This is a genomic window from Kocuria sp. SM24M-10 (genome assembly GCF_001027955.1).
In the GTDB taxonomy this organism is placed as follows: Bacteria; Actinomycetota; Actinomycetes; order Actinomycetales; family Micrococcaceae; genus Kocuria; species Kocuria oceani.
In genome coordinates this window covers 64,008-84,257 of the sequence record NZ_LDNX01000062.1, presented here as the reverse complement: position 1 = coordinate 84,257, position 20,250 = coordinate 64,008, and the positions used below count along the sequence as shown (strand labels likewise).

Sequence of the window (20,250 nt, the reverse complement as noted above, 5' to 3'; positions counted from 1 at the left end):
CGGTGCCGGTGGTGGGGTCGCCGATGAGGGTGATCGGGTTGCCCTCGACGGTGACAGGGGCGGTGAGCACGGGGACGACCTGGTTGCCGGCGAGCAGGCCGTCCTGGCCCGAGGTCTCGGCGGCGGACGCCTCCGACGAGCCGATGGCGGCGATGCCGGCGGCGAGGACGAGGCCGTACAGGCCGCGACGAATGTCCTGATGCATGACTGTTCTCCTGATGTGATGACGGGTGACCGCAGGGCGGCCGGAGGGCTGCGTCTGCCCGCGAACGGGCAGGGCAGTCCTCATCAATCAGGTGTGGAACCGGGGTCGAACGCCGGGGGCGCCGGGAGGTCCTCCGCGGCGCCGCGCAGCAGCTCGGTGCCGTCGGCCGTCGACCGGGCCGTCAGGTCCAGGACGACGGCCTCCCCGGGCATGCCGGGCCAGGCGCCGGCACCGGAGTCGCCGAACGGTGAGCCGGTGCCTCCGCTCCCGGACGACGAGGAGCTCGTCCCGGCCGTGCCGACCCCCTGGCCACCCGCGTGGACACCGGCCTCGGCCGGAGCCTGGGCCGCCGCGACGGCGCCGCTGCCGCCCGGGGGAACGACCAGCGCGCGGAGCAGATCAGCGGGCGAGATGACACCTGCCCGCGGGGCGATCGCCGCTGCCGGGGTCACCGTCTCCGTCCGCAGTCGTGCCGCAGCCGCGGCAGGGTCGCCGGCCACGGCAGGCGCGGTGAGCCCGGCAGGTGCGCGCTCTGCAGGAGCGGCAACGGCGCCGTCGAGGACCTGGGCTTCCCGCACTCCGTCCCGCGACGGGGCGGAGGTCGGGGGCACCGGGGTCCCCGGCGCCTCGGCCGGCGACCCGGCGTCGAGCGGAGCCGTCTGCGGGGCGGACGGAACGGGCGCGACTCCCGGAGCGGGGACGAGAGGCGGCAGGCCGGGGACGGGATCCTGCCCGACGACGGGGGCCTGGACGAGCACTTCGTCCACGGTCCCGGTGACGGGCCGGGCGGCCGCCTCCACCGTGCCGCTGAGGCCCTCGACCAGTCCGGTGGTCTCCCGGGCGGGGGTGCCCACGGTGCCGGACGGCGCGATCCCGCCGACCACGGGCACCGCGGCGACGGTGCTGTCCACCGCGTCGGCGAGCGGGACGGCGAGCCCCTCGACCGCCCCCGTCAGGCCGCCGACGGTGCCGGTGACCTCCTCGACGAGCGGGCCGGTGCGGAGCTCGACCGGTGACGCGGGTGCGGGAACCGGCGACTCCGCGGGGGGTGCCGGCTGCAGGACGTCGCGGACCGTGCCGCCGAGGTGGTGACCGAGCCCGCCCACGGGGCCCTCCGCGGCGCTCGCCCCGGTCGCTCCGAGCAGGAGCCAGCCGAGGGCGGTCAGTGCGGAGAGCAGGGCCAGGCGCAGGGCGGCGGCACGGGAGCGCCGCATCGACGACGTCACGGTGGCACCTCCTCGTTCGCATCCTGACGAGTCCGGCCCGCTGGGGGTGGTCCCAGGGTAGGACCGCACGACGTGCATTTCAATGCATTTGCCTGAAATGGGGCGATGGGTCCGCACCCGCCGGCGGTAGTGTCGGGGCATGCGCATCGTCCGGGCCGCCGCGGCGGTGGTCGTCGGCGCGGACGGCCGGCTGCTGCTGATCCGCCGGGGCACGGACCCGCAGCGCGGTCGCTGGAGCGTGCCGGGCGGTCGGGTGGAGCCCGGTGAGACGGTGGCCGAGGCCGCCGTCCGGGAGGCCTTCGAGGAGACCGGCGCCCGGGTGCGCGCCGAGCGCGAGCTCGGGGTGGTGCGCGTCCCCGGCGGGCCGGGCGTGGTCTACGAGGTGCACGACGTCGCGGCCGCGTACCTCGGCGGGACGCTGCGCCCCGGCGACGACGCCGACGAGGTCCGGTGGGTCGCCCCGCAGGAGCTCTCGGCGCTGCCGACCACCGACGGGCTGCTCGAGCACCTCGCGCGCTTCGGGATCCCGGTGCGCTGACCCGAGCCTCCCCGGCCCGGCTCCCCTCCGTGCTTGGATAGGGGCATGGGACGGACGCAGGGCTTCTACGTCGACACGGTGCAGCGCACCAGTTCGGCCGACCGGGACGCGGTGTGGGCGGTCGTCGAGGGCATCGGCGGGGAACGCGGCTGGTACAGCACCGACCGCCTCTGGGCGGCCCGCGCCGCCGCCAACCGCCTCGGCCTGCCGCCCGGGCGGCTGCGCCACCGCGAGGACCCGGACCGGCTGGCGCCCGGGCAGCGCCTGGACTGGTGGACGGTCGAGGCCCTCGAGCCGTCACGGCGGCTGCGGCTGCGTGCCCTGGTCCGGATGCCCGGGGAGGCCTGGCTGGACATCTTCCTGGAACCCCGGGCGGACGGCGGCTGCCTCTACCGCCAGACCACGGTCTTCCGGCCCGCGGGCGCGGCCGGCCGCGCCTACTGGTACGCCATGCTCGGCCCGCACAAGGCCGTCATGGGCCGGCTCGCCTCGGACATCCTGGAGCACGCGCACCGCTAGGGGACGCGCGGGCTCTTCCGCACCGGCTCTTCCGCCGGCGGTCCCGCAGCCGTAGCGTGGTCTCACCGGCCACCGTGACGCCCGGTGGATGCGGCCGGTGGCCGAGGGAGTGCCTCGGCACCGCTGCCGGGCGGAGCTCCCAGGAGAGTGCCGCCATGTCCGCCGACGCCCCGTCCGTTCCCGACTCCCGCGCGCTGGCCGACGAGGCCGTCGCCCTGGTCCGCGAGTGGCTCACCCGCGCCGCCGACGGCCGGAAGCACCGGGACGGAGCCGCCGACCGCCTCGCCACCGTTCTGCAGGACCCCCACGGGCTCGAGTTCACCGTGGGCTTCGTGGACCGGGTGGTGCGCACCGAGGACGTCCGCGCGGCGGCCCGGGCCCTGCGCGCCGTCGCGGAGATCGTCCCGCGCACCATGCCGGCCGCGGACCGCGCCCAGATCCGGGCCGGGGCCGCCATGGCGTCCACAGCCCCGCAGGTGGTCGTCCCCGCCGCGCGCGCCCGGCTGCGCCGGCTCGTGGGGCACATGATCGTCGACGCCCGGCCCAAGCCGTTCGGGCAGGCCGTGCGGAAGCTGACCGCCCAGGGGCACCGGCTCAACATCAACCTCCTGGGCGAGGAGGTCCTCGGCCAGGAGGAGGCGGACAAGCACCTGGCTGACGCCGCCGCGCTGCTGGACCGCGACGACGTCGACTACGTCTCCCTCAAGGTCTCCTCGGTGGTGCCGCAGCTGTCCCACTGGGGCTTCGAGGGCACCGTGGCGGCGGTCGTCGAGCGGCTGCTGCCCGTCTACCGGGCGGCGGCCCAGGCCCCGGCCGGGAGCAAGTTCATCAACCTCGACATGGAGGTCTACTCCGACCTGCACCTGACCACGGAGGTGTTCACCCGGCTGCTCGAGCGCCCGGAGCTGCGCGGGCTCGAGGCCGGGATCGTGGTCCAGGCCTACCTGCCGGACGCGCTCGCGGTGGTCCGGCGGCTCTCCGCGTGGTCCGCCGAGCGGGTGGCGGCCGGCGGCGCCGGGATCAAGGTCCGTCTGGTCAAGGGCGCCAACCTGCCCATGGAACGGGTGGACGCCGAGCTGCACGGCTGGCCCCTGGCCACGTGGGACACCAAGCAGGGCACCGACACCAACTACAAGCGGGTCCTGGACTGGGTCTTCCGCCCGGAGCGGATGACCGGGCTGCGGCTCGGCGTGGCCGGGCACAACCTCTTCGACATCGCCTTCGCCCACCTGCTCGCGCAGCGCCGCGGCGTGACGGAGCGGATCGAGTTCGAGATGCTCCAGGGCATGGCGGTGGAACAGGCGCGGGCGGTCAGCGCGGACGTCGGCGAACTGCTGCTCTACGTGCCCGCGGTGCGCCCCGCCGAGTTCGACGTCGCGGTGTCCTACCTCGTGCGCCGGCTCGAGGAGAACGCCTCGCACGAGAACTTCATGTCGGGGATCTTCGACCTGGCCCCGGACAACGAGGTCTTCGCCCGGGAGGAGCGCCGCTTCCGCGCGGCCCTCGAGGCCCTGGACCCGCGGCAGGACACCGACCCGGTGCCCGCCCGCGCCCAGGACCGCAGCGCCCCCGGCGCCGGCTCCGCGCACCTGCCGCTGGACGAGGCCTTCCGCAACGAGCCCGACACCGACGTCGCGGTCCCGGCGAACCAGGCGTGGGCCGAGGACATCGCCGCCCGGATCACGGACCGCCGCTGGTACGAGGAGCTGCCCGTGCCCGGGCCGGTGGACGCGCCCGACGTGGAGCGGCTGGTGGCCACCGGCCGGGCCGCCGCGGAGGACTGGCACGGCCGTGGCGCCCGGGAGCGCGCGGAGATCCTCAACCGGGCCGCCGACGTGCTGGCCGCCCGCCGCGGCCACCTGCTCGCCGTGGCCGGCGCGGAGGCGGGCAAGACCCTGGGGCAGTCCGACCCGGAGGTCTCCGAGGCGGTCGACTTCTGCCGCTGGTACGCCCGCCGGGCCCTCGAGCTCGAGGCCGTCGACGGCGCCCGCTTCGTCCCCGACCGGCTGGTGCTGGTCACCCCGCCGTGGAACTTCCCGCTGGCCATCCCCACCGGCTCCACGGTGGCGGCGCTGGCCGCCGGGGCCGCGGTGCTGCACAAGCCCGCCCCCGAGGTCCGGCGCTGCTCGACCGCCGTGGTGGAGGCCCTGTGGGAGGCGGGAGTGCCCCGGGACGTGCTCCAGCTCGTGGACTCCGTGGAGGGGGAGGTCGGGCAGGCGCTCGTCTCCCACCCCGGGGTGGACCGGATCGTGCTCACCGGCGCCTACGAGACGGCCCAGCTGTTCGGCTCCTGGCGCCCGGGCCGCCCCCTGACCGCCGAGACCTCCGGCAAGAACGCCATGGTGATCACCCCCAGCGCCGACCGGGACCGGGCGGTGTGGGACCTCGTCACCAGCGCCTTCGGCCACGCCGGGCAGAAGTGCTCGGCGGCCTCCCTCGGGATCCTCGTGGGCAGCGTGGCCCGGTCCCCGCGGTTCCGCCGCCAGCTGCTCGACGCCGCCTCCTCGATGGTGGTGGACTGGCCGCAGAACCTGCAGGCCACCGTGGGCCCGACCATCGACGAACCGGGCGGGAAGCTGCGCCGGGCCCTCACCCGGCTGGACCCGGGGGAGGAGTGGCTGCTCGAGCCCCGGCAGCTCGACGACACCGGGCGGCTGTGGCGGCCCGGGATCAAGACCGGGGTGGCCCCGGGCTCCTTCTACCACCGCACCGAGTGCTTCGGGCCGGTCCTGGGTCTCATGGAGGCCTCCGACCTGTACGAGGCCCTCGAGCTGCAGAACGCCGTGGACTACGGCCTCACCGCCGGGCTGCACTCCCTGGACCCCGAGGAGATCAGCACCTGGGTGGACCTGGTCGAGGCGGGCAACCTGTACGTCAACCGGGGCATCACCGGCGCCATCGTCCAGCGCCAGCCCTTCGGCGGCTGGAAGAGGTCCTCCGTGGGGCTGGGCGCCAAGGCCGGCGGGCCCAACTACCTGGTCCAGCTCGGCTCCTGGCAGAAGGCCCCCTTCGCGCAGGACCCGGCCGGGCAGAGCGACATCGCGGCGCACCCCGCCGCACCGATCGCCCACCACCTCGAGGCCCTGCGCCCCCTGGTCCCGGAGGCCGACGCGGCCTGGCTCACCGCCTGCGCCGAACAGGACCAGGCCTGGTGGGAGCGGGAGTTCGGCCGCGTCCACGACGCCACCGGCCTGGCGTGCGAGGCGAACCTGTTCCGCTACCGCCCGCGCGACGTCGTCGTGCGCGCCGCGGAGGACGCCCCGCTCACCGACGTGATCCGGGTGGGACTGGCCGCCGTACGCTCCTGCTCCCGCGTGATCCTCGTCCCGGCGGCCGAGGTGCCGGGGGAGGTGCGCGAGCTGTTCCGCTCCGTGCTGGACCCGTGCGGGGACGAGGCCTTCGCCCGGGTGGCCGCGGACTGGTCGGACCCCAGCGGGTCCGGCCGGATCCGGGTGGTGGGGACGGCCCACGGGCTGGCCGAGGCGCTCGCGGGGCGGCCCGAGATCGACGTGCTCGCGGATCCGGTGGTCGGCGCCTCCCGCGTGGAGATGCTCCCGATGCTCGCCGAGCAGGCCGTCGCCGTCACGATGCACCGCTTCGGCAATCCCTCGGCGGACGCCGAGACGGTGGTGCGCCGGCTGGTGACGGCCTCGCAGCCGGCGGAGGCCCCCGCGCAACCCGCGGACATCTGAGCATCAGCCCTGGTGGGGGCGGGACTCCGGTGCCAGCATGAGCCCATGCGCGCATCCCTGAGGTACCTCGCACTGGGTCTGGCCGGAGCGCTCGGCGTCTCCGGCACCGTTCTCGGCGGCTCCGCGGCCGTCGCGCACGAGGATCGGCAGCACGGGGGCCGCGGCTCGCCCGTCACCGCGGAGCTGCCCAATGTCCCCACCATGACCGGCGGCGGCGGGGCGGTCTCCTCGGTGGACCCGCTGGCGAGCCAGGTGGGCATCGACGTCCTCGAGCGGGGCGGCAACGCCGCGGACGCCGCCGTGGCCGCCGCCGCCACCCTGGGCGTCACCGAGCCGTACTCCGCGGGCATCGGCGGCGGCGGCTTCTTCGTCCACTACGACGCCGCGACCGGAGAGGTCCGCACGATCGACGGGCGCGAGACCGCCCCGGCCAGCTACACCGAGGACGAGTTCCTGGGCGAGGACGGCGAGCCGCTGGACTTCGCCACCGTGGTCAGCTCCGGGGCGTCCGTGGGCGTGCCGGGGACGCTGGCCACCTGGGAGACGGCCGCCGAGGAGTTCGGCACGATGGATCTGCACCGGCTGCTGCGTCCCGCCGAGCGGATCGCCGCCCGCGGCTTCACGGTGGACGAGAACTTCTCCGAGCAGACGGCGTCCAACGCCGAGCGCTTCCGGAAGTTCCCCGCCACGGCGGAGCTCTTCCTGCGCGACGGCGAGGCCCCGGCGGTCGGGGACGTGTTCCGCAACCCGGACCTGGCCCGCACCTACCGCACCATCCGGCACGAGGGCACCGGCGCCTTCTACGACGGGTCGATCGGGGCGGCGATCGTCGAGGAGAGCCGGGGGCCCACCACCGCCGAGGGCGTGGACGTCCTGCCCGGGGAGATGACCCGGAAGGACCTCGGCTCCTACGAGGCCCTGCTCAAGGACCCGGTCTCCACCGAGTACCGCGGCCTGGAGGTCTACGGCATGGGCCTGCCCAGCTCCGGGGGGATCACGGTGGCCGAGACCCTCAACCTGCTGGAGGCCTACGACGAGCGGACCGGCACCGCCCTCGCGGACGTCCCCGAGGCCCAGTACCTGCACCGCTTCTCGGAGGCCACGGCCACCGCCTTCGCCGACCGCAACCGGTGGATCGGGGACGTGGCGGGCGTGCCCGTCACGGAGCTGACGAGCCAGGAGTTCGCCGACGAGCGCGCCTGTCTCTTCGAGGAGGGGGCCGCCCAGCCCCGGCCCATCGCCTTCGGGGAGCCCGACGGGGACTACGCCGCGTGCGGGACGGGGCAGGCCCGCCAGCCCGAGCCCGCCGGCGGGGTCTCGACCACCCACCTCAACGTGGCGGACCGCTGGGGCAACGTGGTCTCCTACACCCTCACCATCGAGCAGACCGGCGGCTCCGGGATCACGGTCCCCGGGCACGGGTTCCTGCTCAACAACGAGCTGACCGACTTCAACTTCGCGCCCCTGACCGAGGGCGTGCCCGACCCGAACCTGCCGGGGCCGGGCAAACGGCCCCGCTCGTCGATGAGCCCGACGATCGTGCTGCGGGACGGGGAGCCGTGGATGTCGGTCGGCACCCCCGGCGGGGCCACGATCATCACCACCGTGGCGCAGATCCTCACCGGGCACATCGACCGGGACCTCGCCCTGGTCGACGCCGTGGCCGCTCCGCGGCTGAGCTCCCGCAACGGGACCGAGGGCGCCGACCTCGGCCTCGCCGGCTCGCCCACCGGTGCGCAGCTGCGCGAGCTCGGTCACGAGCTGGAGGACGTGCGCTGGATCGGCAACGCCTCGGCGATCCGCGTCCTGGGGGACGGGCGCTTCGTCGCGGCGGCCGAGACCGAGCGCGGCTACGGCGGCTCGGCGATGGTGGTGGACCCCGAGCCGTGAGCCCCGCCCGGCCACGGGCCCCGATCAGGAGTTCTCGGCGTACCGGTGCAGGAAGGCGGCCATGACGTCGCGGCTGGTGCCGGCGCCGGGGCGGTAGGTGCCGTCCTTCCAGCCGGTGGAGATGCCGGTGGCCTGCAGCCAGGCCATCTCCTTATAGAAGCCCTGGCCGGTGGAGACGTCCACGAACGGGGAGGTCCGCGGGGGCGTGTAGGCCGGTTTGCCGGCCTGGCGGTAGAAGAACGCGGCCATCTGGTCGCGGCTGACCCGCTGGGCGGGCTTGTAGGTGCGCGTGCCGTCGGCGGCGGCCCAGCCGGTGGAGATGCCCTTGGCGTGCAGCCAGGCGATCTCCTTGTAGAAGACGTGGCTGGTGGGCACGTCGGTGAAGGGGGAGGTGCGCGGGGGGGTGTAGGCGGGGGAGCCGGCCAGGCGGTAGAGGGCGGCGGCGACCTGTTCGCGGGTCATCTGGTGGGCGGGGCGGTAGGTGCCGTCGGGCCAGCCGCGCAGCACGGCGCGGTTCTTCACCCAGGTGATCTCCGGGGCGAAGGTGTGGGTGGCGGGCACGTCCTTGAACGGGCCCGGGACCACGGGAGCCGGGGCCGGGACGGACGCGCTGCCGTACGTCCGCAGGGCCGCGTCGAGGAGCGCGGCCTGGTCGTACTCGTGGTGGTTGACGCCCGCGGGCACCTGGAGGCTGGTGCGGGTGAAGCCCTGGGCCGCGTAGCTCTGCTGCCCCCGCCGGGCGGAGGCGAGGGCCGACCAGGTCGCGGGCTGCGTGGCGCCGGCGATGTCGTCCGCGCCGGTGACCCACTGGATCGGCAGGGACTTCACGGCCGCGGACGGAGCGGTCTGCATCTTCCGGGCGCCGCCGCCGCCGATCACCACGGCACCGCCACCCCGGATCCAGTTCTGCCGGTCGGCCAGCACCTCCATGGTGATGAACTCCGCGCCGCCGGAGTACCCGGTCAGCCACACCCGGTTGGTGTCCAGGCCGTAGCGCTGGACGAGGTGGCCGGACAGGGCGCGGAACCAGTCCCCGTTGGCGTCGATGTTCTCCCACCAGGTGCGGCTGCCGGTGCGGTCCGGGGACAGGGGGACGACCAGGACCATGTTCCGGGCGGCCGCGTGCCGGGCCATGTTCCGCACCACCGATCCGGTCGGCCGCTGGGCCCAGTACTGGCCGTCGCCGTCGAAGTAGAAGGCCACGCCCACCGGCTTCGAGCGGTCGATGCCGTCGGCGTACAGGTTGTAGGTGGAGCTGAGGCCGTTCGGCGCGGTGAAACCACGGGTGAAGCCGGTGGTCGGGGTCTCGGCGGCCGCAGCGGGGCCGGTGCCGAGGAGGAAGGAGGACAGGACCAGGGAAACGACAGCGGCGAGCGCACCGAGGGGCCGAGAGGCCGTGCGGAACCGCCGCGCGATGTGGGGGGTCATAGCGCGTTCCGATCTGGGGGCACCGGGGGAGGTGCGGAAATGGAGGGGTGCCGGCGTCGTCTCCAGCCCGGAGGCGCACCGGCTGTCCACCCTTTGGTGGACATTGCATAGGTAAACAGAGGGAAGTCCGCTGTGACCAGGGGTTCCGGGAGAATGAAGACCTATGACGCGGGAGTCTGGACGATCGTCCATTCGCCGGGCGCGGGCCCGCGCTCGGGGCGCGGTGGTCGCGGGCCGCCCCGCCCGGGTGCGGGGCGGGGCAGGGCCCTACGCTGGGGGCGGATCCGCCTTGCCCGACCGACCGAGGAGCAGTACGTGTTCAGCCATCCCGCCCCCGAACCCGTCGAGCCCACGGGTCCCTCCGCGGCCGCCCCCGGCGAGCCCGCCCTGGACGGGCGGTGGCGCGCCGCCACCGCCGGATGGCGCCCGTCCTCGATCCGCGCCGCCGGCCCCGAGCGCGTCTGGGCCTGGGTGCGCCACGCCTGGGAGGCTCTCCTCGCCCCTCCGGCCGCGGGCGACGACGACGGGGCGGTGGTGGATGAGGGCGCTCCGGGCCGCTCCGCCACGGGGCCCGGTCCCCGGGTGGACGACCTCCTGGCCGTGGCCGCGCTGCTCGCCCTCCAGGAGCGGTTCCTGGCCGTCGCCGCCGGCGAGCCGGCACCGGCCGAGGTCCCCGACCCCCGCCGGGACGGCGCCGCCCTGAGCGACGACGAGGTGCTGACGGTGGTGCGCCGGACGTGGGAGATCGACCCGGCGGAGGCGGGCGCGGACGCCTTCGCGGCTGAGCTCTCCGGATTCCTGCAGGACCACCTGGACGAGCAGGCCGAGGAGGTGCGCGAGCGGCTGCTGGACCGGCGCGGGCCGACTCAGCTGTTCGCCGAGCTGTGGAGCCTCGAGCACGTGGACGAGCTCGAGCCCGCCGCCGAGCAGGACGCGGCGCCGCCGTTCCCACTCTCCACGGACGACATCGCCTGGATCGTCAGCGGCGTCCCGGGCCCCGAGAAGCACACCGCCTGGGGATGGCTCACGCGCTGACCGGGACGGCGGGCCGGGACGGGCACCCGGAATAGAACCGTCCGGCCGCGACTTTTATGGATGCATCCACAAAATCACGACGAGGAGCACCGCCATGACCCTCCAGCTCGGCCTCAACACCTTCGGCGACCTCTATCCCGGCCCGGACGGGCGGATGCTCAGCGGCGCCCAGGTCATCCGCAACGTCGTCGCCGAGGCCACGCTGGCCGACCGGGTGGGCCTGAACTTCTTCGGCATCGGCGAGCACCACCGGGAGGACTTCGCGGTCTCCTCGCCCGAGACGGTCCTGGCGGGCATCGCCACGGTGACCGAGCGGATCCGCCTGGGCTCGGCCGTGACCGTGCTCAGCTCCGACGACCCGGTGCGCGTCTACCAGCGCTTCGCCACCGTGGACGCCCTCTCCTCCGGGCGCGCCGAGGTCATCCTCGGGCGCGGGTCCTTCACCGAGTCCTTCCCCCTGTTCGGCTATCCGCTCGACGAGTACGAGGCCCTGTTCGAGGAGAAGCTGCAGCTGTTCGACCGGTTGCGCACCGAGGGCGTCATCGACTGGGAGGGCCGGCTGCGCGCGCCCATCCGCGGGCTGGAGGTCCACCCCAGGACCGAGTCCGGGTCGCTGCCCGCGTGGATCGCCGTGGGCGGCTCGCCCCAGTCGGTGGTGCGCGCCGCCCACTACGGGCTGCCCGTGATCTTCGCGATCATCGGCGGGAGCCCCGCCGCCTTCGCGCCCTTCGCGGACTACTACCGCCAGGCCCTCGAGCACTTCGGCAAGGAGCCGCAGCCGGTGGCCTTCCACTCCCCGGGCTACGTCGCGGAGACCGACGAGCAGGCCCGTGAGGAGTTCTTCCCCCACCAGGCCTACACGCACGCCCGGATCGGCCGGGAGCGCGGCTGGGGCCCGCTGACCCGCGCGGAGTTCGACGCGATGTGCGGCCCGGAGGGCGCCTACTTCGTGGGCTCCCCGGAGACCGTGGCCCGCAAGATCGTGCGCTCCTCGGCGGCGCTGGGCGCCGCCCGCTTCGACCTCAAGTACGCCGTGGGCACCCTGGACCACGCCCGGATGACGCGCAGCATCGAGCTGTTCGGCACCGAGGTGCGCCGCTACGTCGAGGACATGACCGCCGACCTGCCGGCCGGCGCCACCGGCTGAGCTCCCGCCGCTGACCCCCGTGTCCGGGGCGGCCGGGACAGGACGCGGGGTGTCAGAGCCGCACGGTCACCGCGTCGTGGGGCAGGGTCGTCACCACGGTGGTCCCCACCCCCGGCCGGGACCGGATCGAGAGCTCGGCCCCCGCGGCGTCGGCGATGTCCCGCATGATGCGCAGCCCGAGATGGCCCTCCGGCGACGAGCCGGAGTCGTCGAAGCCGGTGCCGTCGTCGCTGACCGTCAGCACCGTGGCCCCGTGCTCCACGCCGAGGTGCACCGTGACCGTGGAGGCGTGGGCGTGCTTCGAGATGTTGGCGAGGGCCTCCCTGGCCACCTTCAGGAACATCCCCTCCTGGTCCGGTGCGAGGAACACGGCGGGATCGATCTGCACACTGGTGTCGACCCCGCGCTGCGCGAGCGGCTCCGCCAGGTTCGCCATGGCCTTCGGCAGGCCGAGGGTCAGCAGGTCGGGCGAGTAGAGGGCCGTGGTGATCCCGCGCAGCGTGCGCAGGCTGCCCTGCAGGATCGAACGGGTGCGGCCGAGCACGCCGCGTTGCTCCGGACCGGCATGCATCTCCTGGGCCTCGAGGGCGTAGGAGAGTCCGGCGAGGTCCTGGATCACGTCGTCGTGCAGGTCCCGGGCGACCCGGACGCGCTCCAGCTCGGCCGCGTCCACGGCGTGCTGGAGCAGCCGGGCCCGGGCCGCCCGATGGTCCTGGATCCGCCGGGCGAGGCCCACGGCCGGGGCGAGCTGGGCCAGCTGGAACAGCACCAGCGTCAGCAGGAGCGCGGGGGCCATGCCCATGAGCACCGAGCGCTGCTCGTCCTGCACGATCGCGTCGTCGTAGTAGGCCTCGAAGACGAGCTGCTCCCCGGCGACCGGCACGAACCCGACGTAGACCTCGACGAGCCGTCCTGCACCGGACTCGTGCGCGTTCTCCGCGTCCTCTTGGTGCTCGACGGTGGCGATCCCCTCGCCCCGGGCCACGAGGTCGTCGTCCCAGGAGGGCGGGCCGTAGTTCTGGCCGATGAGCTCGTGCTCGTCGGCGTAGACGATGGTCCCGTCCTCGTCCCAGATCTTGATGCGGTGGATGGTGCCGTCGTCCAGCCAGGGCTGCAGCCGGACGTCCAGCTGGGCGGTGGCCGCCGCGTCGCCCGCGAGCAGGTCGTCGGTGATCAAGGGCGCCACGGCGTAGTCGGCCAACCGCTGGGTGACGCGCAGGACGTGCTCCACGGCATGCTCCTCGGCCACGGCCCGGATCCACCAGGTCGCGGGCACCGCGGCGACGAGCAGCACCAGGAGGCCGGTCAGCAGGAACCGCTGCACGGCAGTCCGGACCTCGGACCGGTCCGTGGCCAGGGCCGGTGGAGCCACCGGCCAGTCGGACATCAGGTCCCCGGCCGTGTGCCCAGGGCGCTCGGGGCGCGAGAGCAGGCGCCTCATGACCGGCCCGTCAGCAGGCCGAGCCTCGAGGCGACGGCGACCGCCTCGAGCTGGGAGTGGGCCCCCAGCTTGGCGAGGATCGTCTTCACGTAGCCACGGCAGGTGTTCGGGCTGATGCTCAGCAGCCGGGCGTTCGTGCCCACGCTGTGGCCCTGGGCCATGAGCTGCAGGACCTGCAGCTCGCGCTGGGTGAGCGCCGGCACCGCGGCGCCCCCACGACGGCTGGGGTGGTCCGCGGCCAGCAACGACGGGTGGACCGCCATCGTGCCGCAGCGGGCGCTGCGGATGGTCTCGAGCAGCGTCGCGAGCGAGCCGTCCTTCGGCAGGAAGGCGCAGATCCCCGTGGCCGCCGCGGCCTCCAGGACGTGCTGCGCCGGGTCCCCGGTCAGCATGACGATCCGTGTCCCCGGCCGCTCGCGGAGGATCCGCGCGGCGGCCGTCACCCCGTTGCCGCCGGAGAGGTGGTAGTCCATGACCACGACGTCGGGCCGCAGCATGCCGCACAGGCGAACGCTCGACTCGACGTCGTCGGCCACGCCGACCGCGTGCAGGTCCGTCTCCTGGCGCAGCGCGCCGGTCAGGAGCTCCGCGAACGTGGTGTGGTCGTCGACCACCAGTATCGAGGTGCGCCCATCGTGCACTTCCCCCAGCCCCTCGGCCATGTCCGACCAGCCCCCCGGCAACCCGTGCATTACGTACGAGTAGTATGCCGATCGCAAATCCCTGCCGCCAGCTGGGCACGTGTCCCCATTTCGGCGCTTGACGAGGGGGCATGCTCTTCGGGTCGATCTCCCGGCGCACCGGTCCACCGTGCCGCCCGCCTCAGCCGGCCGGGGCGAGGGTGCGCCCCAGGAAGGCCTGGAGGACCGTGGCGGCCTCCTCGCGCGCCAGCGGAGGCGGTGCGCCCGGCAACCACTCCGTGTCACCGCAGGGGCCGTGCAGCACCAGGAGGGCGGACAGGGCCAGTCCCAGCTCACTGCCCGTCGTCGCCGTCGCCTGCAGCATGCGCCCGTAGGCGGCCTGCACGGCAGGCGCCGGAGCGCACCCCAGCTCCTCGCCGAGGATCCGGCGGCAGCGGTCGTACTCCTGCAGGCCCTCCACATGACGGCCCGAGCGCTCCAGTCCCAGCACGAGCACGGTCCAGGCGCGTTCGTGCAGCGGATCGCCCGCGAGCACCCTCCTCGCCTGGGCGACGGACTCCGGGCAGCGGCCCAGCTCCAGGCCGGTCTCGGCCGACAGCACGCGGGCCTCGGTCACGCGGGCCGTGTAGGCGTTGCGCTGGCCCTCGAGCCACTCCGAGTCCGGCTCGTCCCCGAGAAGCGGTGCGGAGGCCATGTCCAGGGCCCGGCGGAGCAGGGAGTGCGCCTCCGGTGCCGCGGCCTGCCGGGCCGCCTCCAGGAGGCGGTCGAACCGGGACAGGTCCAGCTCCACCATGGAGGCGTCCATGACGTACCCGCCGTTCGTGGTCTTCAGCGGGCCGCTCCTGCACTCCCCGGGCTGGAGGTGCCGGCGCAGAACGCTGACATAGCTCTCCAGGGTCGTCAGCGCCGCGGCCGGTGCCCGCCCGCCCCAGAGCAGATCGACGAGCCGGTGCTTCGACACGGGTGTCCCCAGCTGCAGGAGCAGAATCTCCAGGATCTGCCGCTGCCGGGGCCCGCCCAGTTCCCTGGACGTCAGGACCCGGCTCCCCTGCCGGACCACGAGCGGCCCGATGACCTGTACCGAGAGCCGGGCCTTCGTGGCCCCGGCTGCGGATCGTACGTTGACGGCTGACATGTTCACGATGATCACTCCCCCCGAAGTGGCCTCAGTGTGGTGGGCGGCCGCCGCTGTCCGTCAGCCCCGAACGGGGGGTGCGCATCCCCCCCCATTCGGGGGTGGGACCGCCGGCCCCGGAAGCACGGGCCCGGGAGCCCAGGGAACGACGCGCGTCGGGCGAGCGCGTGCACCCGCTGATCCGGCGCGCACCCCGCGGGCGACGCCACGAATCGTCATGAACGCCCGGGGCGCCGGCCCGGCGGGCGGTGCTCCCGGGTCGACAGCCGTCACCGCAACGTTTCTCCAAGGTCGTGTCCCGAGCGTGGTGCCATGACCACTCAGGAAGCATCGATCACCACGGACGCGCCGCCGGTCCGGCGGAGCCGCCGGCGGTGGATGCCGCCGGCACTGTTCCTGCTGGCGCTCCTCCTGGTGCTGGGGCGCGGTCTCCTCTCCGCGGAGGACGAGCCGAGCACGATGCTCGGCGCCTCCGGCACCGTGCCGGGCGGGCTCGCCCGGCTGCACGGTGTGATGCCGTACACGGAGTTCGCCGCTCTGGAGGGCCGCGAGGTCCCCGCGGAGCTCACCGGCGACGTCCCGCGCGGCGCCCACCAGGTGGTCGTGCTGCTGGAGCTCACCGCCATGGATCCGGACGGGCTCGAGTTCACCGCGGACGACTACGCGGTGGACCGGCTCGGAGGCCGCCGCGCGCCCGTGGTCTGGGCGTCGTCGGCGGCGGCCTCGCTCGCGCAGGGCGAGACGCTGCAGGCGGAGCTGGTCTTCGAGGTGCCCGACAAAGCCCTGGAGCTGACCCTCGAGGGCGCCGGCGACGTCCGTCTCTCGATGGGCACCGATCACCACAGCGGCGGCTGAGGACGCAGGCCGCAGGAACGGCCCGTCCGGGGGGCCGGGCCGTTCCCCCACACGCACTGTCCAAGCACACGGGGCCACGCTCAGCGCAGCGGCCCCGGTCCAAGGGGGAACGACATCATGGCTGTCTCGAGAAGAAACGTCCTGCTGCTGGGGGGGCTGGGGGTCGCAGGCGCGGCTCTGGGCGTGCCGACCACGGCGGTCAACGCCAAGTCGGCGAGCGCGCTCGACGAATCCTTGATGCCCCGGCCGTTCCGGACGGACTTCACCCAGGCCCCGGTGCTCGGGCCCTCGTCGCCGGACACAGTCGATCCCGCGGACGGCAAGACCGTGCGGCACTACACGGTGGTGGAGAAGGCCGCCTCGGCGCAGATCCTGCCGAAGGCGGGTCTGCTCACGCCCATCCTCGGCTACAACGGCATCTTCCCCGGACCCACGATCGACGTCTACCAGGGCACGAAGGTCGAGCTCACCGTGGTCAACCAGCTGCCGGCCAGGCACGCCCTCGGGGGGCACAGCCTGGACACCTCCACGCATCTGCACGGCTCCGCCTCGCTGCCCCAGTACGACGGCTACGCCAGCGACATCACCCGGCCGGGATTCCAGAAGACGTACAAGTACCCGAACTTCCAGGGCGCGAGGACCCTGTGGTACCACGACCACGGGGTCCATCACACCGCGCTCAACGCCTATTCGGGTCTGGCGGGGCAGTACCACATGCACGACGCCAACTCCGAGCGGCTCCTGCCGCGCGGGAAGTACGACGTCGCGCTGACGGTCTCCGACGCGATGTTCGCGGCCAACGGGGCCCTGGGCTACGACGACAACAGCCAGTCGGGGCTGTGGGGGGACGTCATCCTCGTCAACGGGAGGCCCTGGCCCGTCATGAAGGTGCAGAAGCGGGTCTACCGGTTCCGGCTCCTCAACTGCTGCATCTCCCGCTCCCTCCGGCCCAGGCTCAGCACGGGCGACCCGCTGGTCATGGTCGCCACGGACGGCGGCCTGATGCCCACGGCCCAGCCCGTCCGGGAGTACCGGCACGCCGGCGCCGAACGCTACGAGTTCCTGGTGGACTTCAGCAAGTACCGGACGGGACAGCGCATCGAGCTGCAGAACCTGTCCAACGACAACAACGTGGACTACGACTTCACGAACAAGATCATGGCCTTCGACGTCGTGGACGAACCCGTGGACACCGCGGACCCGAGCTGGAACAGGATCCCCACCACGCTCGTCGGCAGCGAGGTGATGAACCTGCAGGAGAGCCAGGCGACGAGGACCCGCCGCTTCCGGGTCAAGCGCGAGAACGGCACGTGGACGATCGACGGGGTCACCTGGGCGGACGTGATCGCCAGCAACTACCGCAAGGTCGCCGCGGAGGTGCCGCTGGGCGCCACGGAGATCTGGGAGTTCGAGAACGGCTCGGGCGGATGGTTCCACCCCATGCACATCCACCTGGTGGACTTCAAGGTGCTGAGCCGCAACGGCAGGGCTCCGTTCGCCTACGAGAAGGGGCCGAAGGACACGGTCTACGTGGGGGAGAACGAGACGGTCCGGCTCCTTGTGAAGTTCGGGCCCCACGAGGGCCGCTACATGGTGCACTGCCACAACCTGGTGCACGAGGACCACGACATGATGGTGCAGTTCCGAGTGGGGGAGCCCGGTGACCCGGACCCCAACGATCCGATGACGGCGGCCCCGGCGGTGCCCTCGGGGACGACCGCCACCGTGCCCGAGCCGGCACCGACACCGTCGGCCACGCCCAGCGCGACGTCTGCACCGGCACCCACGCCCACACCCACGCCCACCCCGTCATCCACACCGAGCCCGGCTTCCACACCGAGCCCGTCATCCACACCGACCCCGACCCCGACCAAGACGTCGGGCAGGACGCAGCCCAAGCGGCAGCGTCCCAACGGGTGACGTGATGTCGATGCCGCAGCCGAACGGGAACGGCGGAGCCGTCGTTCCGGGACGAGAAGAGGAGCCGACATGGCAGCGTTGAGCACGGTCCCGCTCGCGGTCCAGGAGGCCGGGGACCGGCGCCGGCACCGCGGGCGCGGGACGTTCCGGGCGGTTCTGCTCGGTCTGGCCCTGGTCCTGGCCGCCCGGATCTGGCTGGTGGCGCCGGTGGTCGTCGCCTCGGACAGCATGGAGCCCACCCTGGGGGAGGGGAGCGTCGCGCTGCTCCTGAAACCGGGCCCCGACCCCGCCGGGGTGTCCGCGGGCAGCACGGTGGTGTTCCCCCACCCCGACGACGGCAGCACGACCGTGAAGCGGGTGGTGGCCACCGGTGGCCAGACCGTGGCGATCGAGGACTCCGTCCTCGTCGTCGACGGCGTGGCGGTCGACGAGCCGTTCGTGGACCGCAGCCGGATCGACGGCACCTATTTCGGGCCGGTCACCGTGCCCGAGGGCCACGTCTTCGTCATGGGCGACAACCGGGGCGTGTCGGTCGATTCCCGCCACTTCGGCAGCGTTCCGGCCGAGGACCTGGAGGCCACGGTCCTGCTGCCCTGGCCCTAGCGCCGCCGCCCGCGGGACACCGCGGCGGGCCCGGGACGAACCACTCCCCTCGCCCCGGGCCCGCTCCCCCGTGTCACGAACAGGAGTTCCGCAAGGTATTTCCAAGACCTGCGTCGTTTCCTGTTCGCACATGCACTGCCTGGGGGAGAGGAACATCCGATGAGAGCCACGAAGAGGACCCGCGTGCCGGAGGAGACGACGGCGACCGGGGGCATCTCCCGCCGAGGCGTTCTCGGCGGGGTGATGGCCGGCCTGGCCGCGCTGCCGGCCGCCGGGCCGGCGCACGCCGCACCCAGGAAGCCCGCGCCCACGGCGCCCGCGGCGGGGCCCGCCGCCGCTCCGATCCTGAGCGCGGCACGGTCCGGCCACGGCGTGGGGGCACCGCGCGGCTCCGACATCGCGATCACCGCGGGACGGGCCAAGGAGGGACGCTTCGGTGTCATGTTCAAGAAGCTCCCCGCCTTCGCCCCGAGCGACGAGCTCCTCGCCGACCTGGCGCAGCAGATGGTCGACCGCACCCCACCCCTGGCCGACGTCTCGCTGAGCAACGACGGGTTCGACAACCCGGACATCCCGGCCGGCTACGCCTACCTGGGGCAGTTCATCGACCACGACATGACGCTCGACCGGACGCCCATGCCGCTGCAGGAGGTGGACCCCAAGGGCCTCACCAACTTCGACACCCCGTTCTTCGAGCTGGGGTCCGTCTACGGGCGGGGGCCGGCCGCCGACCCGCAGCTCTACGAACCGGCGGATCCGCGGCGCCTGCGCATCGGTCGGAACCACGACGGATTCCCGGATCTGCCCCGCAACGCCGACGGCACGGCGGTCATCGGGGACCACCGCAACGACGAGAACCTCATCGTCGCCCAGTTCCACCTCACCTTCCTGCAGCTGCACAACAAGCTCGTCGACGAGGGCAGGACGTTCGACGAGGCGCAGCGGCTGGTCCGCTGGCACTACCAGTGGCTGATCGTGCACGACTTCCTCCCCCGCATCGCGGGCAAGGCCCTGGTGGACAGCATGCTCAGGCCCCGCCGGGGCGGGCCGACCGGGGTGGACTGCAGGTTCTACAAGCCCGGCAACCCCACGCGGCCCATGATGCCCATCGAGTACTCGGTGGCCGCGTACCGGTTCGGGCACAGCATGATCCGCGCCGAGTACGAGATGCACGACGCGGTCACCATCCCCTTCTTCGGGAAGCCGTCGAACGACCTCCGCGGGTCCCGCCCGCTGCCCACCATCGCGCGGGCCGACTGGAACTACTTCTTCGACGTCCCGGGGATGAGCGTGCCGGACGACCGCAACATGACCCGGCTGATCGACACCAAGCTCGCGCTCCCGCTCGACGAGCTCCCACCCACCGTGGTGCAGCACGTCGACGGCGCCATCCTCTCGCTGGCCCACCGCAACCTGCTGCGGGGCAAGCGGCTCGGCCTGCCGGCCGGCCAGGACGTCGCCAGGGCCATGGGCCTGGCCCCCATCCCCAACGACAGGCTCGGACTCACGGACCCCCGCTGGAACGGCCGGGCGCCGCTGTGGTTCTACGTGCTCAAGGAGGCGGAGCTCCTCGGTGGGCGGACGCTCGGCCCGGTGGGCGGGAGGATCGTCGCGGAGGTGATCCTGGGCATCCTCTCCCTGGACCGCACGTCGTTCCTCAACGCCCCGAACGGCTGGGCGCCCGAGCGGACGCCCTTCCGGAGCGGCGACTTCCTCGAGATGGCCGGAGCCCTCGAGAACATGCCGGTGGGCAACGAGGACGAGGGCGCCGAGGACGATCCCGGGGCGGAGGAGACCGAGGAGACCGAGGAGCTCCACGCGGAGGACGACGTCGAGGTGGAGCCCGAACCGGCGGGGTGAGCCCCGCCGCGCCGGCCGCGGCGGACCAGGACCGGCCGACCACGACCCGCCCTGCCCAGCCGGGCAGGGCGGGTCCGTGCGTGCGGGCCGGTGACCGACGGAGAAGCCGCTCACC

The 20,250-nt window shown here is 73.7% G+C and carries 15 protein-coding genes and 1 pseudogene; 10 read left to right on the top strand and 6 right to left on the bottom strand.

Annotated features, from left to right (window positions below; translation table 11 throughout):
- Together ABL57_RS07830 and ABL57_RS07825 are read right to left on the bottom strand one after the other, a co-directional pair.
- Positions 1-205 (bottom strand): annotated as a pseudogene (locus tag ABL57_RS07830) (hypothetical protein); the annotation flags it as partial.
- A gap of 83 nt (positions 206-288) precedes the next feature.
- The gene (locus ABL57_RS07825) at positions 289-1,431 is read right to left on the bottom strand and encodes a hypothetical protein (RefSeq protein ID WP_152683312.1); all 1,143 of its coding nucleotides are present in this window, start codon (positions 1,429-1,431) and stop codon (positions 289-291) included.
- 139 nt (positions 1,432-1,570) lie between these two features.
- Here ABL57_RS07825 and ABL57_RS07820 point away from each other — a divergent pair, with 139 nt between their 5' ends.
- From ABL57_RS07820 to ggt, 4 genes are all read left to right on the top strand, one after another.
- Entirely contained in the window at positions 1,571-1,969 is a 399-nt protein-coding gene (locus tag ABL57_RS07820; protein ID WP_047802893.1) for an NUDIX hydrolase, read from the top strand.
- 45 nt (positions 1,970-2,014) lie between these two features.
- Complete coding sequence (locus tag ABL57_RS07815; protein ID WP_047802892.1) at positions 2,015-2,488, top strand: DUF2867 domain-containing protein; 474 nt, start codon at positions 2,015-2,017, stop codon at positions 2,486-2,488.
- Between the two features lie 155 nt (positions 2,489-2,643).
- Positions 2,644-6,180, top strand: coding sequence for a proline dehydrogenase family protein (locus ABL57_RS07810; protein WP_047802891.1), 3,537 nt, complete (start codon positions 2,644-2,646; stop codon positions 6,178-6,180).
- Positions 6,181-6,225: 45 nt separating this feature from the next.
- Positions 6,226-8,070: a gamma-glutamyltransferase gene (ggt, locus tag ABL57_RS07805; RefSeq protein WP_047802890.1), complete on the top strand. Its 1,845-nt coding sequence runs from the start codon at positions 6,226-6,228 to the stop codon at positions 8,068-8,070.
- A gap of 24 nt (positions 8,071-8,094) precedes the next feature.
- Here ggt and ABL57_RS22955 read toward each other — a convergent pair whose 3' ends face one another.
- A complete protein-coding gene (locus tag ABL57_RS22955) occupies positions 8,095-9,498 on the bottom strand; it encodes an S-layer homology domain-containing protein (RefSeq protein WP_047802889.1) in 1,404 nt (467 codons plus the stop codon).
- A 315-nt stretch (positions 9,499-9,813) separates the two neighbouring features.
- Between ABL57_RS22955 and ABL57_RS07795 the strand changes: the two genes are divergently transcribed.
- A complete protein-coding gene (locus ABL57_RS07795) occupies positions 9,814-10,533 on the top strand; it encodes a hypothetical protein (RefSeq protein WP_047802888.1) in 720 nt (239 codons plus the stop codon).
- A 94-nt stretch (positions 10,534-10,627) separates the two neighbouring features.
- Positions 10,628-11,680, top strand: a complete 1,053-nt coding sequence (locus tag ABL57_RS07790; protein ID WP_047802887.1) for an LLM class flavin-dependent oxidoreductase — start codon at positions 10,628-10,630, stop codon at positions 11,678-11,680.
- 52 nt (positions 11,681-11,732) lie between these two features.
- Here the strand turns inward: ABL57_RS07790 and ABL57_RS07785 are convergent, their stop codons facing one another.
- From ABL57_RS07785 to ABL57_RS07775, 3 genes are all read right to left on the bottom strand, one after another.
- Complete coding sequence (locus ABL57_RS07785) at positions 11,733-13,067, bottom strand: sensor histidine kinase (protein ID WP_047802886.1); 1,335 nt, start codon at positions 13,065-13,067, stop codon at positions 11,733-11,735.
- A 50-nt stretch (positions 13,068-13,117) separates the two neighbouring features.
- Positions 13,118-13,813: a response regulator transcription factor gene (locus ABL57_RS07780; RefSeq protein WP_082157294.1), complete on the bottom strand. Its 696-nt coding sequence runs from the start codon at positions 13,811-13,813 to the stop codon at positions 13,118-13,120.
- Positions 13,814-13,943: 130 nt separating this feature from the next.
- Entirely contained in the window at positions 13,944-14,897 is a 954-nt protein-coding gene (locus tag ABL57_RS07775; RefSeq protein WP_047802903.1) for a bacterial transcriptional activator domain-containing protein, read from the bottom strand.
- A 312-nt stretch (positions 14,898-15,209) separates the two neighbouring features.
- Here ABL57_RS07775 and ABL57_RS07770 point away from each other — a divergent pair, with 312 nt between their 5' ends.
- The 4 genes from ABL57_RS07770 (at position 15,210) to ABL57_RS07755 (ending at position 20,135) form a co-directional block, all read left to right on the top strand.
- Positions 15,210-15,752, top strand: coding sequence for a hypothetical protein (locus ABL57_RS07770; RefSeq protein ID WP_152683311.1), 543 nt, complete (start codon positions 15,210-15,212; stop codon positions 15,750-15,752).
- A 117-nt stretch (positions 15,753-15,869) separates the two neighbouring features.
- The gene (locus tag ABL57_RS07765; protein WP_047802883.1) at positions 15,870-17,672 is read left to right on the top strand and encodes a multicopper oxidase family protein; all 1,803 of its coding nucleotides are present in this window, start codon (positions 15,870-15,872) and stop codon (positions 17,670-17,672) included.
- A 69-nt stretch (positions 17,673-17,741) separates the two neighbouring features.
- A complete protein-coding gene (gene lepB / locus ABL57_RS07760) occupies positions 17,742-18,275 on the top strand; it encodes a signal peptidase I (protein WP_187347279.1) in 534 nt (177 codons plus the stop codon).
- 159 nt (positions 18,276-18,434) lie between these two features.
- Positions 18,435-20,135 carry a heme peroxidase family protein gene (locus ABL57_RS07755; protein ID WP_082157293.1) on the top strand — a complete coding sequence of 567 codons (1,701 nt, stop codon included), beginning with the start codon at positions 18,435-18,437 and terminating at the stop codon, positions 20,133-20,135.
- Positions 20,136-20,250 lie beyond the last annotated feature (115 nt).